Source organism: Aestuariibaculum lutulentum, assembly GCF_032926325.1.
Taxonomy (GTDB): Bacteria; Bacteroidota; Bacteroidia; order Flavobacteriales; family Flavobacteriaceae; genus Aestuariibaculum; species Aestuariibaculum lutulentum.
In genome coordinates, this window is sequence record NZ_CP136709.1 from 288029 (window position 1) to 303229 (window position 15201).

Sequence of the window (15201 nt, forward strand, 5' to 3'; positions counted from 1 at the left end):
TGCTTTTTTTTATTAATATTCATATTAACAAACTTGTGTGATTAATCGACTTCCTCAGTAATATTTCTTAAATTTATTAGTCCTTAATAACTGGTAATCAACTAATAGATTCTAACATGAAAAAATGGATTAAACGCATTTCTATAGCACTATTAAGTATTGTTTTATTGGTTTTCCTTGTTATTGCCATTGTGCTTAATGTAATTGTCACTCCTGAAAAAGTTACTCCAAAAGCCCTTGAACTTCTTAATCAGGATTTATTGGGTAAGGTAGATTGCGAGCGTATCGAACTCACCTATTTTTCCAGTTTCCCAAAATTCTCGTTGCAACTTACCAATGGCGCACTGTTGCCCAACAAGGACTTTTACAAACAGGACACCTTAATCAGTTTTAAAAAAGCCAAAGTAAACCTAAGTGTCTTTGGGTTGATCAAAAAAAGCAAAGAAGCCGTACACAGCATCGAACTTAACAGTCCGAAACTTTTCTTTTATGTCGATTCCTTAGGAAACTCGAACTGGAACAATCTAGCAAAAATTTCACCAGACACAACCAGTGCTTCAAAAGAGAAAAAAACAATTAAAGCTTCAGAAATATATATTCCAAAAATCATTATAACTAACGCTGAAGCTCATGCCGTAGATGGTCTGTCGAAACTGAATTACGCGGTTGAAAACCTCAACTTATTCATTAAATCGAAAACCACGAATACGAGCATAAAACTAAATATTGAAAAAAACAGTGACAGGATTAGTCTGTTAAAAACAGGAAAACGTCCTTACAATTTGGATCATGTTTCGGTAACATCTAATCTTGAACTTACCTTTGCAGATACCCTGCTTACTATTAAAAACAGCGATGTAGCCATTAACGATGTTCATTTTGAAAACAAGGGTTACGTCAAGTTTTTTCCGCATCACAAAAAAATAAAAGTGAATATAGACAGCGAACTCTCTACCAAATCACTTAAAAATATAGCGAATACCATACCTCCTCGTTTTTTAAGTCAGGAAGGCTTAAAAGCTAAAGGATCTGTGGATTTAAAAACACATACCGAAGGCATTTACAGCAAAGACAGCTTTCCGGTGGTTAACAGTTACTTTAAACTCGATAATGGCTCTATTGCCTACAAAAAATTTAATGGCGAAATTGAAGACATGAATGCCGATATTCATACATACATCAATTTAAACAGCCCCGAGGAATCATTTTCAGAAATTAAAACCTTCAACATTCTGGGAACAGGCATAAATGTTGATGTTTCGGGAGATATTAAGCAACTTACCAAGCAGCCTATTGTTAATTTACAATCTATTGCCGATATTGATTTTAATACCATTACCAATAATTTTCCGGTGCACCCTTCAATAAAACTAAATGGAACAATTCATTCAGATCTTATGGCAGAATTCAATAGTGCCGATTTGGAAGATTTTCATTTTAGTAAAGTAAATTTAGATGCCCTTCTTGAAGTTAACGATTTACAACTGAGCTCTCAAAAAGATTCCGCATTGATTAGTTCAGATCATATCAATTTTAAAATTCATAAGGGTGAAGATGCCGCCAAACTACTCAAGTCTACATTGACAATTAACAATACTGTAGCAAAGTATAAACAATGGTTAGACACCAGTATGAAACAAGTCAACATCGATTTTAAAGCCGATGACAAACCTACTACTTTACCGCAGTTTAAAGCCGATATTAAATTTCAGAATTTTGAAATGCAAGCCACCGATTCCATTTACAGCTATATTAAAACCCTTAAAATGAATGCTGAATTCATTCCGAAATCGGATAAGCATTCAGCACACATGACCTCAGAAATTGCAACCGACAGTTTAACCTTATCACAAAAAACAGCCTTTGTAACCATTATGGGTGCACAAACCCAATTGAAGGTTACCAAAACACCTTCTAATTTATGGGAACCTTCAGGCAATCTATCGTTTAAAAGTATTTATGCCCATGCACCAGAGTACGTTTATAACTTAAAAACATCGCAATCAGGTATTGCTTTTGTAAATGATGATATCACCCTAAACCGCACAAAAATTAATTTTGGAGATACTGATATGACCCTTACGGGGGAATTAAAACACGCCAGAGGTTTTCAAAATGGCGAATTGGTAACAGCAAATTTAAAGGTAGAATCGAACTTTACCGACGCTAACCAACTTATGCTGGCCTTAGCACCACCTGAAACAGGAGAAATTGTAACAGCTAAAAATGAAGTTGTAATAGACTCTGTAAAAGCAGCCAGTGCAACGGGTAAACGTATTTTTAGAATACCTAAACAGTGTGATTTTAAATTTTCGACCTATGTAAAAGCCTTCAGAATGGGTTTTATTAATATGAATGATATTCAGGGGGAAATGACCGTGAAAGATGGCGTTGTAAATATGAATAGTATCAAACTTACGACCCTTTCAGCCAATATGGATGCCTACATGAAATACAATCCACAAAGTAATACCGAGGCGAGTTTAGACTTCAGATTTTATATTAGTCAGATTGATATGAATCAGATTAACGATGTCGTTCCGGTGATGGATACGCTATTCCCGGCCATTAAATCATTTGAGGGCAAAGCCGATTTCAGAATAAAAGGCAATGTCCTTTTAAATGAAAATTTAGACTTTAAACTTCCTACTTTACGCGGAGTTGCCGCTCTAAAAGCCCGAAATATAATGGTGGTAAACGACCCGGCATTTAACGATGTGGCTAAAGCCATAAGTTTTAAACCTAAACAGAAAAATCCTGTAAAAACCTTTGATGTAGAGATTGAGTTTAAAGAAGGTGAAGTCGATATTCTTCCGGCGCTATTGGAAGTGGATAAATACCGGATTGCTTTGGGTGGTGTGCAACGTCTGGATATGAGCTACGAGTACCACGTTTCGGTACTCAAGTCCCCCATCCCTATTAAAATGGGTGTTGATATTAGTGGAAGCAATTTTTCTGAACACCATATAAAGTTAGTAAAAGCCAAATACAAATATTATTTTACCGATAAAGAACGCTTAATAAAAAAAGCAGATGCTTCGGTATTTGATGATAAGGAACGTATTTTAAAAACGTTGGATTTCAACTAAACAATTATTATGAATAAAATTACTTCGGTAGAAGAATACATAGAACGTCATACACATTTTCAACAGGAATTACAACTACTTCACAATATTATCACTTCAACAGAACTGGAAGAAACTATAAAATGGAATTCACCTGTTTACACCTTAAACGGAAAAAATGTAATTGGACTGGGCGCCTTCAAAAACCATTTTGGCATCTGGTTTTTTAACGGCGTATTCTTAAAAGACAAACATCATGTTTTAGTGAATGCTCAGGAAGATAAAACCAAAGCATTACGGCAATTAAGGTTTGAATCAAAAAACGACATCAATAAAAACCTTGTGTTAAGCTATATAAAAGAAGCCATAGAAAATCAGAAACTAGGGAAAGAACTAAAACCAAAAAGGCACGCTAAAGAACTTAGCATGCCTATGGAATTAAAAGATTTGATAAGTAATAATACCGACTTTAAAGCCGGCTTCGCTTCACTTACCACATACAAACAACGCGAATATTGTGAATACATTAGTACTGCAAAACGGGAAATGACTAAACTGTCGCGTTTAGAAAAAATTATCCCTATGGTTTTGCAGGGTATCGGTCTCAACGATAAATATCGTTAAGTCCTGATTACACTCTTACATGGCCATCGCCATATACATAATATTTATTGGTCACCAGTTCTTTAAGTCCTAATGGACCACGGTGATGTAATTTATCGGTACTGATAGCTAGTTCTGCTCCTGCTCCTAATTGACCGCCATCGGTAAAACGAGTGGAGGCATTATGGTACACTGCTGCACAATCTACCTGTTCCATAAACTGTTGTGCCGTAGTGGTATTTGTAGTCATAATGGTCGCAGAGTGCCCTCCTGAATAGGTATTAATTTGATTGATGGCTTCTTCAAGTGAAGCTACCGTTCCTACAAGACATTTCATCTCTAAAAACTCTTCATACCAAACTGATTCATTTTCAATTAAGGTATTTTCAGCTAAAACATTATGAGCATTTTCATCAACTAAAACCGAAACTCCGTTAGACTTCAATACAGCGTTTAAATCCTTTAGTTTAGCTTCATAATCAGCGATATTTTTATTCACCACTATTTTATCTAAAGCATTACAGGCCGATATTTTATGGGTCTTGGCATTTAAAATCACTTTAATGACCTGTTGCCAGTCACTTTCGGTATCGACATAAAGGAAATTATTCCCACGTCCACTCACTAAGACGGCACATTTGGCATGATCTTTAACGAACTTAATTAAGCGCTCACCTCCACGAGGCACAATTAAATCTAAAGGCTCACTAGGGTTCTTTAAGAACTCTTGTGTTTCCTCTCGATTCATAGTCAATAACTGAATATATCCCGTGTTTAGATCATTTTCAGCTAAGGCCTGATGCCAGAGTTCAACAATGGCTTTGTTACTGTTGATGGCCTCTTTACCTCCTTTCAGTAAAATTTTGTTATTGGCTTTAAATGCCAAAACAGTAGCTTCAACAGTCACATCAGGACGCGATTCGTAAATAATCATAATCGTTCCGAAAGGTGCTGTTTTATTAATGATTTCTAAACCACTGTCTAATGTTTTACTTTCAATAACCTTCCCTACCGGATCCGCTTGTACATGCACTTCTTCAATAGCCTGAATCATGCCGTCAATTTTCTTTTCATTTAAAATTAAACGGTCGTACATGGCCTGATCTTCCTTATTAAAGGCTTCTATATCTTTTTTATTCGCTTCCAGTATAGTATGGGCATTGGCTCTAATAAGCTTAACCATACTTACTAATACATCATTCTTTTTATCTTCTGATAATAATTTCATCTGTCTGTTTTTGTTTTGTTTATAGAGATACTTTGGTTCCCACAAAGTTGCCTTCTATAATATCAATAATGGTATTATTATTTTTACCATTGGCAATATAAGTTGGGATATTTTTCGAGGCGGCTTGCTGGGCGTAATCTAATTTCGACCCCATACCACCACGGCCTTCTCCTTCACTTTTATTGCTGTCTTTTATATATTTCTCTAAATTTTCGTCTGGATTAACGTTTTCTATTAAATTACTACTCTCCAGATCGGGGTGACCGGTATATAATCCGTCAATATCGGTTAGGATAATTAACTTATCAGCATTCACTAACTGAGCAATTAAGCTGGCCAGCTCATCATTATCGGAAAACATCGACATGGTTACCGAAACAGCATCATCCTCATTCGCAATAGGGATTACACCTTCAGACAGTAACCCTTCCACACAATTAATCATATTCTGGCGATGTACACCCGGGCTAAAATCCCTCTTAGTTGGTAATACCTGGGCACATTTCATTCCATAATCGTGGAAAATATTATAATACAAACGCATCATTCGCGGTTGACCGATAGCCGAATACACCTGACGTTTTTGTGTTTTGTTTTCTATTTGTGATTTCCCCAGTACTTCTTTACCTGCGATTACCGATCCTGAGGATACCAGAATGGTCATAATATCGCGTTCGTAAAGCTCGGCGATTTGTCTCACCAACTCTTTAAGTACAGGTCTAACAATTTTATTATCTCTGTTGGTCATGACGTTTGTCCCGACCTTTATTACTATTTTTTCTTTGTACATTTTAATATTCTTTACCTAATTCTACTGCCCTGTTAAAAGCAGCAAATGCCGCATCTTTAATTAATTCGTTTACATTATTGTCTTCCATCGAGTCTAATGCTGCTCGTGTTGTTCCTCCTTTTGAAGCTACGCGTTCCATCCATGAATTAGGTGATAAGTTGGATTGATTGAACAGCTCGACAGCTCCTGTAAAGGTTTGTCTTACCAAAATGGTAGAATCTTCTTTCGAAAAGCCCATTTGAAGCGCGGCTTCCATCATACTTTGCATAAAGTAGAAAACGTAAGCCGGACCACTACCCGAAATACCTGTAGAAGCATCTATAAATTGCTCGTTGCTTACTTGAATGGATTTTCCGGTGGTATCTAATAAACTCTCTACGGTTAACATTTCAATTCTTGAAACGTCTGGAGAAATAACATACGATGTTAATCCTTTACCTATTTGTGCCGGTAAATTTGGCATGGCTCTAACAATTTTTGTTAAGCCTGTAATCTCTTGTATAGATGCGATCGTCACACCTGCCATAATGGAAACAAGTATTTGCTGCGAATTTACAAGCGGTTTAATGGCTTTAAATACGCCTTCGGCATGGTATGGTTTTACAGCGATAAAGATAATATCGGCCTGTGGCACACAATCTTTAAGTTCGCTAAAGGCATCAAAGTGTGAAATTTGGTGAAGCTCTTCCAGCTTCTCTTCAGACTTATCTAAAACCATAATGTTTTTCTTTTTTAACAGTTTGGATTTAGACATCCCTTCTGCATAGGTTAATCCCATGTTACCTGCTCCAATTACTAGTACTTTCATGTGTTGTTTGTTTACTTATTTTTTGTTTAGTGATTAGACATAACGCTTCGGTAGAAGCCAATTACAGCAACTACTTAAAGCCATTAGTTATTTATATTTAATATGTTATGATTGAATGTTAAACAAAAAGCATGCAGTCGTTACAATCTTTAACTTCACCGTAATAAGTCTCACGATATTTGTGAAGCGTTGCAATAGGCAGGCCTAATAAGTATTTTTTGATGTAAGTGACCTTAGTGGTTAACTCACCCATTTTAACTGTATGGCGCTTTTCGTATTTCGTTTCTCTTTTGATATATAAAATTTTCATCTGTCGTTGTTTGTTTGTAATTAATAAAACCTAGTCTTTAACCAGTCGCATTTCGATATTTCGGGGTTTAAACCCTTGTTTTTCGAATAATTTAATTACCGGATTATCTTTATTTACATGAATTGAAATATCGCCATCGCAATACGTTTTTGTATACTTAATTAATTCGCTTCCAATACCTTGATCTCTATACTCTTCCTTTACGGCAATATAAACCAGAATATTCTCGGGAATATACTCGTTCATACCCGTACGGTTTACTACCGTTGCACCAATAATCTCGTTATGCTGTTCTACAACAAATACATAACCTCCCAACCCGGGAATTTCTTTGGCGGCATACAGAATAGATTTCTTTATAGCACTTTTTGTATCTCTGAATTCTCCTGAATAACGGTACAAAAAATTAGTTATTCGATTGATATCAATAATTGACAGCCTCGAAAAGGCATCAAAAGTTTTAATAGTCATTAACAGATATATGTTTTTAGCACACCTGATGCTCAGACGCGCAATAATCATGTTAGAATTAATTAAAGCTGCAGATACTTAAAAAACTTAAATATCCAAAGGCGATAACGTGTTCGGGTAAGACAAAAATGTCTTACAAATAGAATACTTAATTGGAAGTGCTAGGAGGAATAAATTTATCGGACTGGTTTCTAAAAACTAGAAAGTTAAAATTAAAAATTCTGTTGTTTTGTATTTCATGAATCCCTTTTTCCATACTGCAAATGTACGAAAACACAAGGCTTTACGCAAATCGAAGACGTTAAGACAAGGCTAAGATGTTGTTAACAGCTGTTAATTTGGGGTCGATATTTCGCGTGCTTTTCGAATGATTTCTTACAAATAAGAATACCCTCTAAAACGTGTAACCATAATACTTAACAAAGATTATGTAAAATAGATTTAGAACAGAAAAACAGCCCTTGAAAAATCCAGATAAAACGAAAGGAAAAAAAATTTAAAAAAAATTTAATGTACGACCATTTTAACACTATTTGACGGATTAAACACGTTGAATTTACAAACTTAAGATTTGCTTTTATTAGCTAAACCGGGTAATTTCTTCTTCTTTAAAACCTGATAAAAAAATTTATCGAAAGATGAAGCTACAACAGTATAGTCGGCTTGATATCCATCATCATTTATAAAATTATAAAAACAAATTAAGTTGATAACCATTAAAAAAATAGTACAGAAACGGCTTTCATAGATTTAGGGGTTTGTTAGACACTTACCTTAAGTTTTCTGTAAGCAAGACACCTAAGTAAAATTTACCCTACCCCAGACCTGATTTTGACAAATAAAAAAGGCCTTCCTGTTGGAAAGCCTTTTTTATATTAATTGAGTAACGAATTACTTTTTAGTTTCTACAGGATTTAGTTTTGCACTTAATTCCATTGAAATAGCTGAAAGTTCAAACTTAACTTTACCAGACAACGTTTCAATAACGCAACTTCCGTCCTTATCGTTAAGTTCTAAAATTTTACCGTGCATACCGCTTTTGGTAATTACTTTGTCGCCCTTTTTTAATTCTGAAGCGAATTTTTTCTCTTTCTTAGCCTTTTTCATTTGTGGTGCAATCATAAAGAAATATACCACCGCAAACATTAGTAAAAACGGTAAAAACTGACCGATTCCTTCTCCCATTATTTTATGTATTTAAATTGCTGCCTGAACAGCTTGGTTACTTTTTAATTACTGAGCAGCGTCAGGTTTTACGAAGGCCGTGATTTTTACAATCTCCGAACCTTTTTCTGTATTTGCTGTTACAGTAATAGTTTTTGAAATTTTATTAGCACCACTACCATTAAACTTCACTGAAAACTCAGCTGTTTCACCCGGAGCTAAAGGTTCTCTACTCCAGTCTTTTGGCACAGTACATCCGCAAGAACTTTTGATATCTGTAATAACTAAAGGAGCCTCACCAACGTTCTTATATGTAAAAGTTGTTTCAACCGGCGTTCCTTTTTCAATTTCACCAAAATCGTGCTCTGTTTCGTTAAACTCAATTTTTGGGAATTTTGACGCTACTGCATCTCTTTCAGCCGCAGCAATTACATTAGCCTCTTCTATTTTTTGAGCAGCGTTTTCTTTGCAAGATGTAAATGCTATTAAGCTTAATGCACTTAATCCTAATATTAATTTCTTCATTGTAAAATTTATTTAGTATTAATGATGTAAAAATAGAAATTATTTACCCGTTTAAAAACTTTTGTTTAAGCGTTAACACTATTTTACTTAAAAATGATTTTTTATTTCTATTCTGACTTTATTAAAGTCTTCTACATCAAGCCGCGCCCTACTTTATTAAGGGTTCCGGCATCTTCATACTCTTTTACAAGTTTATCTAAAATACCATTAATAAAAATGCTACTCTTAGGCGTCGAGTATTCTTTCGCGATTTCTAAATATTCATTGATGGTAACTTTTACCGGAATAGACGGGAAATGCTTAATCTCGCTAATGGCCATTTGAAGTAACACATAGTCAATATTCGCAATACGGTCGGAATCCCAATTTTGAGTTTTTTCATCGATTTCCTTATTAACCGCTGTACGGTTTAATAAGGTCTTTTTGAATAAATCGATAGCAAACTGCTTATCGTCTAAATCTTTGTAAAGTTTTGGTGTAAAATGTGTCTCTGAAGACGATGGCTTCACCTTACGCAATAACTTTAAAATAGTCGTGTTAACCGTTGGAAGATCGTCTAACCAGGTTAGGTTTTTATCTTCCAGATATTCGTAAAGCTTTTCGTTAGGGGCTATAATATCTTTAAATACATCAACGATAAATTCTTTATCTTCTTTAAAGTCAGACACACGCGTTTTCATGTATTCTTCATACAATTCACTCGATGTAATGGCTTTAAAGATAACCTCTACATACTCGTCGTCTAACTGCCAGTTATTAATGTTATGAACTTCTAACTGATTTTTTAACTGATAATTCTCCTGAAGCAGATTCAGTACCTCATTATTAACAAACTTACGGTTTGGATCTTTATCCTCTTTAGTTGCTAAAATTTTGTTTTGCTTTTTTACTAAGTCGCTTTCAGCGCGTTTTTGCACCTCCAAAAGTAGGGAAATACTCAATAAGTACAAATTGTACATATTGTCTATGCTAAACAGTAAAAACTTTTGATCTTTACTAAAATCGTCACTTTCTCCTCCTTTATAAGCATAAAGGGTTTGCATTACTTTTACACGTATATGTCTTCTGTTTAACATAATTACAAGGAACTTAAATTTATTTTAACCTAAAAACTCATTTGGTTTCAGGCTGCAAAAATAATACTATTTTCAAACATTTACTTCATGTTTTTGGTTATTTCTTCATTTTAAGCTTAACCCAAAATTATAGCGCCCTTTTCTATAGGAACTTTAAACTATATTTAACAAAAGGCTTACAGCTTCATTCTGCTTTTGTTGTTTGAATGGTGTATATTTGCCTGTTAGTATATAAAATACATCTTCATAGCAGATTATCTATTTCAATGAAAGAATTACAACACTTAAATAAATACTTTTTAAAATATAAAACGAAGTTAATTCTGGGGATTTTAATCACCATTATTGCGCGTATTTTTTTACTTTATACTCCTCGTTATGTTCGCAAAATATTTGTTGTTGTAGAAAATTATCTAGATGGTAAAATTACAGAACAAACAATAAAAAGTGAACTTATTGAAATCATCCTTTACATTGTAGGAGCTGCTATTATTGGGGCTATTTTAACGTTTTTCATGCGTCAATATATCATTAACATTTCCCGCTATATTGAGTACGATTTAAAAAACGAAGTGTATGCCCAATACCAAAAACTTTCTCTTAACTTTTACAAGAAAAACAGAACTGGCGATTTAATGAATCGTATTAGTGAAGATGTGGGTCGTGTACGTATGTATGCAGGGCCGGCCATTATGTATAGTATAAATACTATTACGCTATTCATCATCGCCATCATTTACATGTATAATGAGGCTCCGCTGCTAACTATGTATACTGTAATCCCATTACCTGTTTTATCTGTAGCTATTTACAAATTAAGTAAAGAGATTCATAACCGAAGTACGATTGTACAGCAATATTTATCGAAATTATCAACATATACACAGGAATCATTCAGTGGTATTTCGGTAATAAAAGCCTACGGTATAGAACCGCAAACCTCTAAAAACTTTGAAGTTTTAGCCGAAGAAAGTAAAAACAAACAGGTGAATTTAGCTAAAGTTGAAGCCTGGTTTTTTCCGATGATGATTCTACTTATTGGTACCAGTAACCTTTTGGTAATTTACATTGGTGGCATGCAATATATAAACGGACAAATAGAAAGTTTGGGGACTATTGCCGAATTCATTATATACGTCAACATGCTTACCTGGCCAGTAGCTACTGTAGGTTGGGTGACCTCAATTGTCCAGCAAGCTGAGGCTTCTCAAAAACGGATCAACGAGTTTTTAAAAATTGAGCCTGAAATACAAAACAATGTTGAAAACCATACAGAAATTACCGGTGATATCGTTTTTAAAGATGTTACTTTCACTTACGATGACACCAATATTCAGGCCTTAAAAGGTGTAAGCTTCGACATTAAAAACGGAGAAACTTTAGCCATCCTCGGTAAAACAGGCTCTGGTAAATCGACCATTCTTGATCTTATTGGAAGGCTTTACGATATTAATTCGGGAGAAATAACCATCAATAAACGTTCTATTGAAAAACATAACTTAACCGATTTAAGAGACAGCATTGGTTATGTCCCTCAGGATGCCTTCCTGTTTTCAGATACTATAAAAAACAACATTAAGTTCGGTAAAGAAAACGCCACTGACGAAGAGGTAATTGAAGCTGCAAAAAATGCGCAGGTACATAAAAATATTGTAAAATTCAACAACGGTTACGATACCGTTTTAGGAGAACGTGGCATTACACTTTCGGGAGGACAAAAACAACGTGTTTCTATTGCACGTGCCATTATAAAATCGCCTAAAATCCTGTTATTCGACGACTGTTTGTCTGCTGTAGATACCGAAACCGAAGAGAAAATCCTAAAAACACTTAATAAAATTACGAAAGACAAAACATCTGTGATTGTCAGTCATCGTGTATCTTCAGCTAAAAACGCCGATAAGATTATTGTTTTAGACGACGGTAAAATTGTTCAGCAAGGTACTCATGAAACGCTTATCAACGAAGACGGTTATTACAAACACCTTTATTTGAAACAGTTAAGCGAAACCACTTCTGCTTAAAAAATTAAATTATTAACAATCAACAACATAGCCTGGTTTTCTTTTAGGAAAATGCAACAAATATTGAGATTTTAAAAAGAAATCTTATAAAATGTTGGTTAATAACACTTTTTTTTAGATTTTTGGTACTGAAAGAATATTTAAATAATTTCTATTAACAACTATGAGCAATAATGACATGATGGAGAAAGAGGAGATTTTTTCTAAGGTATTAAGAGCAGGAAGACGTACATATTTTTTTGATGTGAGATCGACAAAAGCAGACGATTATTACTTAACCATTACAGAAAGTAAAAAGTTTACCAACGACGACGGGTCATTCCACTATAAGAAACATAAAATCTATATTTACAAAGAGGATTTTGCCGAGTTTAAAGAAATTTTAAATGAAATGACCGATTTCATAGTAAATGAAAGAGGCGACGAAGTGATTAGTGAGCGTCACCAAAAAGACTTCAAAAAAGAGTACGATACAGTAGCCAGTGAAAATGGTGAATTACACCAATCTACAGATAGTTTTACAGATATTGATTTCGACGATATTTAAGATATCCTGTTTAAAATAAACATAAAACCGTTAAGCATTTAACGGTTTTTTTGTTTTTAGCTCACTACGCTACCATTCTTAACCTTTTTTTCAGGATTAAGTAATATAACATCTTTACCACTTACAGCCCCCAAAACTAAGCACTCACTCATAAAATTAGCAATTTGCTTCTTCGGAAAATTTACAACAGCAACAATTTGTTTGTTCAATAAATCTTCCTTTTGGTAAAGTGTCGTTATCTGCGCCGAGGTCTTTTTAATTCCCAAATCTCCAAAATCAATAGTTAATTGATAAGCAGGTTTTCGGGCTTTCGGAAAGTCGTTTACTTCAATAATCGTCCCGACACGTAAATCTATTTTCGAGAAATCTTCGAAAGTTATTTTTTGTTCCATTTCTCAAAAATATAAATAATTACGAACTTTGAATAAAACTAAAGCTATGGCAAACACACCTTCAAACATGATTCCATTAGGCACCAAAGCGCCACTTTTCTCACTTCATGACACGGTTAGTAACAAAATGGTAAGTTTAGAAAACGCCAAAGGAGAAAAAGGAACAGTTATCATGTTTATTTGCAACCACTGTCCATTTGTTATTCATGTTAACAGCACTTTGGTTAATATGGCTAACGCTTACGCGAAAAAAGGAATTAATTTTATAGCTATTTCAAGTAACGATGTTGTTAACTACCCACAGGATGGCCCGGATAAAATGAAAATACACGCTGAAGCTGAAAATTATCCGTTTCCATATTTATATGATGAAACACAGGAAGTTGCCAAAGCTTATGATGCCGCCTGCACACCAGATTTGTATGTTTTTAACAAGGATTTAAAACTAACCTATCGCGGACAATTAGATGATTCTAGACCAGGCAACGGACTTCCTGTTACAGGAGCTGATTTAGCACATGCTTTAGATTGTTTAATTGAGGGCATCGAAAACACAAAGACTCAAAAACCAAGTATTGGCTGTAACATTAAATGGAAGCGTTAAGCCAGTTTCAACTCAAAAATACCAACATCTAACCAAGTATTGAATTTAAAACCAACTTCTTTCAAATGCCCCACGAGCTCGAATCCGAATTTTTCATGCAGTTTCACACTTGCGTCATTGGGAAGTGTTAAAACACCTAAAACAACACGGCAATTGGTTTGTTTTAATTGAGCAATTAATTCAGCATAGAGCTTAGACCCTATTTGTTTTCCATGAGCTGAGCTCTTAACATAGACTGTAGATTCTAAAGTATGATTATAAGCTGGACGTTCTCTGAATTTTCCAGCATAAGCATAACCTAAAATTTCATTATTTTCTTCGTAAACAATAAACGGAAAATCTTTACTGATACTGTGAATTTTCTCTTGAAATACTTTTAATGGTGTTGGTTCCAAATCGAAAGTTACATCGGTATTAATAACATAATAGTTATAAATATTCAACAATTGCTGCGCATCGGTATAATGAATAGGTCGTATCATTCTAAAGATATAAAATAAGGTTCCCTTCGAGATTGGAAAGTATCTCGAATTGAGTAAATATAAAAAAAGCACTTCAAAAATGAAGTGCTTTAACATATTATAAAAAGAGGACTCTCTTATTTTACGTTCATTAATTCTACATCGAAAATTAAAGTAGCATTAGGAGGAATTACACCACCTGCACCGCGACTTCCGTAACCTAAGTGACTAGGAATAACAAAACGCGCTTTATCGCCAACGCTTAATAATTGAATTCCTTCATCCCAACCAGAGATTACTTGTCCCATTCCAACAGGAAAATCGATTGGTTGATTACGTTTGTAAGATGAATCGAAAACGGTACCGTCTGCTAACTGTCCTTTGTAGTGAACAGAAACATTTTTACCTTTTGTAGCTTTTGCTCCACTTCCTTTTTGGATGATCTGGTAACGTAAACCACTTTCGGTTTTCTCGAAACCTGTAGCTAATTTATCTAATTCTGCTTCGATAGCTGCTTTCTCTTCAGCTAAACGCTTCTCTCTTGAACCTTCAAATGTTCTAAACGCCTCAACAGCATTATAAGCTTCAGCTTCAGCACCAACTCTAACAATCTCTAAAGACTCGATAACATCACCTTGAGCAATAGCATCAACAACATCTTGTCCTTCTACCACTTTACCAAAAACTGTATGGTTGTTATCTAACCAAGGTGTTTCAACGTGAGTAATGAAGAACTGACTTCCGTTTGTTCCTGGACCTGCATTTGCCATAGATAAAACTCCTGGGCCATCATGCTTTAATTCCGGGTGAAACTCATCGTCAAACTGGTAACCTGGATTTCCAGAACCTGTACCTTGAGGACAACCTCCCTGAATCATAAAATCAGGAATAACTCTATGGAATTTTAATCCGTTGTAGTAAGGTGTTCCCTGAGGTTTTACTTTATTCTCTAAATTTCCTTCTGCTAAAGCCACAAAGTTACCTACTGTTCCAGGTGTTTTTTTGTATTCTAAAGCCACAAGAATTTCTCCTTTTGTTGTATTGAATTTTGCGTATAATCCGTCTTGCATGGTTCTAATTTTTAAGAAAGTGCAAAGGTACTTAATTAATTATCATTTGACAATTAAGAG

16 protein-coding genes are annotated in these 15201 nt (G+C 34.7%); 5 read left to right on the forward strand and 11 right to left on the reverse strand.

Annotated features, from left to right (window positions below; all coding sequences use genetic code 11):
- The first annotated feature begins 116 nt into the window (after positions 1-116).
- Both R1X58_RS01190 and R1X58_RS01195 read left to right on the forward strand, forming a co-directional pair.
- Positions 117-3089, forward strand: a complete 2973-nt coding sequence (locus tag R1X58_RS01190; RefSeq protein WP_240571438.1) for an AsmA family protein — start codon at positions 117-119, stop codon at positions 3087-3089.
- 9 nt (positions 3090-3098) lie between these two features.
- Positions 3099-3692: a YdeI/OmpD-associated family protein gene (locus tag R1X58_RS01195; protein WP_240571439.1), complete on the forward strand. Its 594-nt coding sequence runs from the start codon at positions 3099-3101 to the stop codon at positions 3690-3692.
- A 7-nt stretch (positions 3693-3699) separates the two neighbouring features.
- On the opposite strand, the gene R1X58_RS01200 is transcribed toward R1X58_RS01195, so the two are convergent.
- The 8 genes from R1X58_RS01200 to nusB form a co-directional block, all read right to left on the reverse strand.
- Positions 3700-4944, reverse strand: coding sequence for a glutamate-5-semialdehyde dehydrogenase (locus tag R1X58_RS01200; RefSeq protein ID WP_255802776.1), 1245 nt, complete (start codon positions 4942-4944; stop codon positions 3700-3702).
- Positions 4919-5689 (reverse strand): glutamate 5-kinase, encoded by a 771-nt coding sequence (gene proB / locus R1X58_RS01205; protein ID WP_240571443.1) that lies wholly within the window; start codon positions 5687-5689, stop codon positions 4919-4921. Before proB ends, R1X58_RS01200 begins: the two co-directional genes overlap by 26 nt.
- A gap of 1 nt (position 5690) precedes the next feature.
- Complete coding sequence (gene proC / locus R1X58_RS01210) at positions 5691-6497, reverse strand: pyrroline-5-carboxylate reductase (RefSeq protein ID WP_240571445.1); 807 nt, start codon at positions 6495-6497, stop codon at positions 5691-5693.
- A gap of 118 nt (positions 6498-6615) precedes the next feature.
- Positions 6616-6807, reverse strand: a complete 192-nt coding sequence (locus tag R1X58_RS01215; protein WP_188217364.1) for a hypothetical protein — start codon at positions 6805-6807, stop codon at positions 6616-6618.
- A 30-nt stretch (positions 6808-6837) separates the two neighbouring features.
- The gene (locus R1X58_RS01220; RefSeq protein WP_240571449.1) at positions 6838-7278 is read right to left on the reverse strand and encodes a GNAT family N-acetyltransferase; all 441 of its coding nucleotides are present in this window, start codon (positions 7276-7278) and stop codon (positions 6838-6840) included.
- 891 nt (positions 7279-8169) lie between these two features.
- Positions 8170-8463: a preprotein translocase subunit YajC gene (gene yajC / locus R1X58_RS01225; protein WP_240571452.1), complete on the reverse strand. Its 294-nt coding sequence runs from the start codon at positions 8461-8463 to the stop codon at positions 8170-8172.
- 48 nt (positions 8464-8511) lie between these two features.
- Positions 8512-8967 (reverse strand): DUF1573 domain-containing protein, encoded by a 456-nt coding sequence (locus tag R1X58_RS01230; RefSeq protein WP_240571455.1) that lies wholly within the window; start codon positions 8965-8967, stop codon positions 8512-8514.
- Between the two features lie 131 nt (positions 8968-9098).
- A complete protein-coding gene (gene nusB, locus R1X58_RS01235; protein ID WP_240571457.1) occupies positions 9099-10010 on the reverse strand; it encodes a transcription antitermination factor NusB in 912 nt (303 codons plus the stop codon).
- A gap of 299 nt (positions 10011-10309) precedes the next feature.
- Between nusB and R1X58_RS01240 the strand changes: the two genes are divergently transcribed.
- Both R1X58_RS01240 and R1X58_RS01245 read left to right on the forward strand, forming a co-directional pair.
- Entirely contained in the window at positions 10310-12067 is a 1758-nt protein-coding gene (locus R1X58_RS01240; RefSeq protein ID WP_240571459.1) for an ABC transporter ATP-binding protein, read from the forward strand.
- Between the two features lie 163 nt (positions 12068-12230).
- Positions 12231-12614: a PUR family DNA/RNA-binding protein gene (locus tag R1X58_RS01245; protein WP_240571461.1), complete on the forward strand. Its 384-nt coding sequence runs from the start codon at positions 12231-12233 to the stop codon at positions 12612-12614.
- A gap of 56 nt (positions 12615-12670) precedes the next feature.
- On the opposite strand, the gene R1X58_RS01250 is transcribed toward R1X58_RS01245, so the two are convergent.
- Positions 12671-13006, reverse strand: coding sequence for a tRNA-binding protein (locus tag R1X58_RS01250; protein ID WP_240571463.1), 336 nt, complete (start codon positions 13004-13006; stop codon positions 12671-12673).
- A gap of 46 nt (positions 13007-13052) precedes the next feature.
- Between R1X58_RS01250 and R1X58_RS01255 the strand changes: the two genes are divergently transcribed.
- The gene (locus R1X58_RS01255; RefSeq protein WP_240572663.1) at positions 13053-13610 is read left to right on the forward strand and encodes a thioredoxin family protein; all 558 of its coding nucleotides are present in this window, start codon (positions 13053-13055) and stop codon (positions 13608-13610) included.
- On the opposite strand, the gene R1X58_RS01260 is transcribed toward R1X58_RS01255, so the two are convergent.
- Positions 13607-14092, reverse strand: coding sequence for a GNAT family N-acetyltransferase (locus R1X58_RS01260; protein ID WP_240571465.1), 486 nt, complete (start codon positions 14090-14092; stop codon positions 13607-13609). The genes R1X58_RS01255 and R1X58_RS01260 overlap by 4 nt on opposite strands.
- A gap of 116 nt (positions 14093-14208) precedes the next feature.
- Positions 14209-15141, reverse strand: coding sequence for a peptidylprolyl isomerase (locus tag R1X58_RS01265; RefSeq protein WP_240571469.1), 933 nt, complete (start codon positions 15139-15141; stop codon positions 14209-14211).
- Positions 15142-15201 lie beyond the last annotated feature (60 nt).

Bases quoted from the DNA above. Each gene is read 5' to 3' on its own strand.
- R1X58_RS01190 (WP_240571438.1), top strand. From the start codon at position 117: ATGAAAAAATGGATTAAACGCATTTCTATAGCACTATTAAGTATTGTT.
- R1X58_RS01195 (WP_240571439.1), top strand. From the start codon at position 3,099: ATGAATAAAATTACTTCGGTAGAAGAATACATAGAACGTCATACACAT.
- proB (WP_240571443.1), bottom strand. From the start codon at position 5,689: ATGTACAAAGAAAAAATAGTAATAAAGGTCGGGACAAACGTCATGACC.
- proC (WP_240571445.1), bottom strand. From the start codon at position 6,497: ATGAAAGTACTAGTAATTGGAGCAGGTAACATGGGATTAACCTATGCA.
- R1X58_RS01215 (WP_188217364.1), bottom strand. From the start codon at position 6,807: ATGAAAATTTTATATATCAAAAGAGAAACGAAATACGAAAAGCGCCAT.
- R1X58_RS01220 (WP_240571449.1), bottom strand. From the start codon at position 7,278: ATGACTATTAAAACTTTTGATGCCTTTTCGAGGCTGTCAATTATTGAT.
- yajC (WP_240571452.1), bottom strand. From the start codon at position 8,463: ATGGGAGAAGGAATCGGTCAGTTTTTACCGTTTTTACTAATGTTTGCG.
- R1X58_RS01230 (WP_240571455.1), bottom strand. From the start codon at position 8,967: ATGAAGAAATTAATATTAGGATTAAGTGCATTAAGCTTAATAGCATTT.
- nusB (WP_240571457.1), bottom strand. From the start codon at position 10,010: ATGCAAACCCTTTATGCTTATAAAGGAGGAGAAAGTGACGATTTTAGT.
- R1X58_RS01240 (WP_240571459.1), top strand. From the start codon at position 10,310: ATGAAAGAATTACAACACTTAAATAAATACTTTTTAAAATATAAAACG.
- R1X58_RS01245 (WP_240571461.1), top strand. From the start codon at position 12,231: ATGAGCAATAATGACATGATGGAGAAAGAGGAGATTTTTTCTAAGGTA.
- R1X58_RS01250 (WP_240571463.1), bottom strand. From the start codon at position 13,006: ATGGAACAAAAAATAACTTTCGAAGATTTCTCGAAAATAGATTTACGT.
- R1X58_RS01255 (WP_240572663.1), top strand. From the start codon at position 13,053: ATGGCAAACACACCTTCAAACATGATTCCATTAGGCACCAAAGCGCCA.
- R1X58_RS01260 (WP_240571465.1), bottom strand. From the start codon at position 14,092: ATGATACGACCTATTCATTATACCGATGCGCAGCAATTGTTGAATATT.
- R1X58_RS01265 (WP_240571469.1), bottom strand. From the start codon at position 15,141: ATGCAAGACGGATTATACGCAAAATTCAATACAACAAAAGGAGAAATT.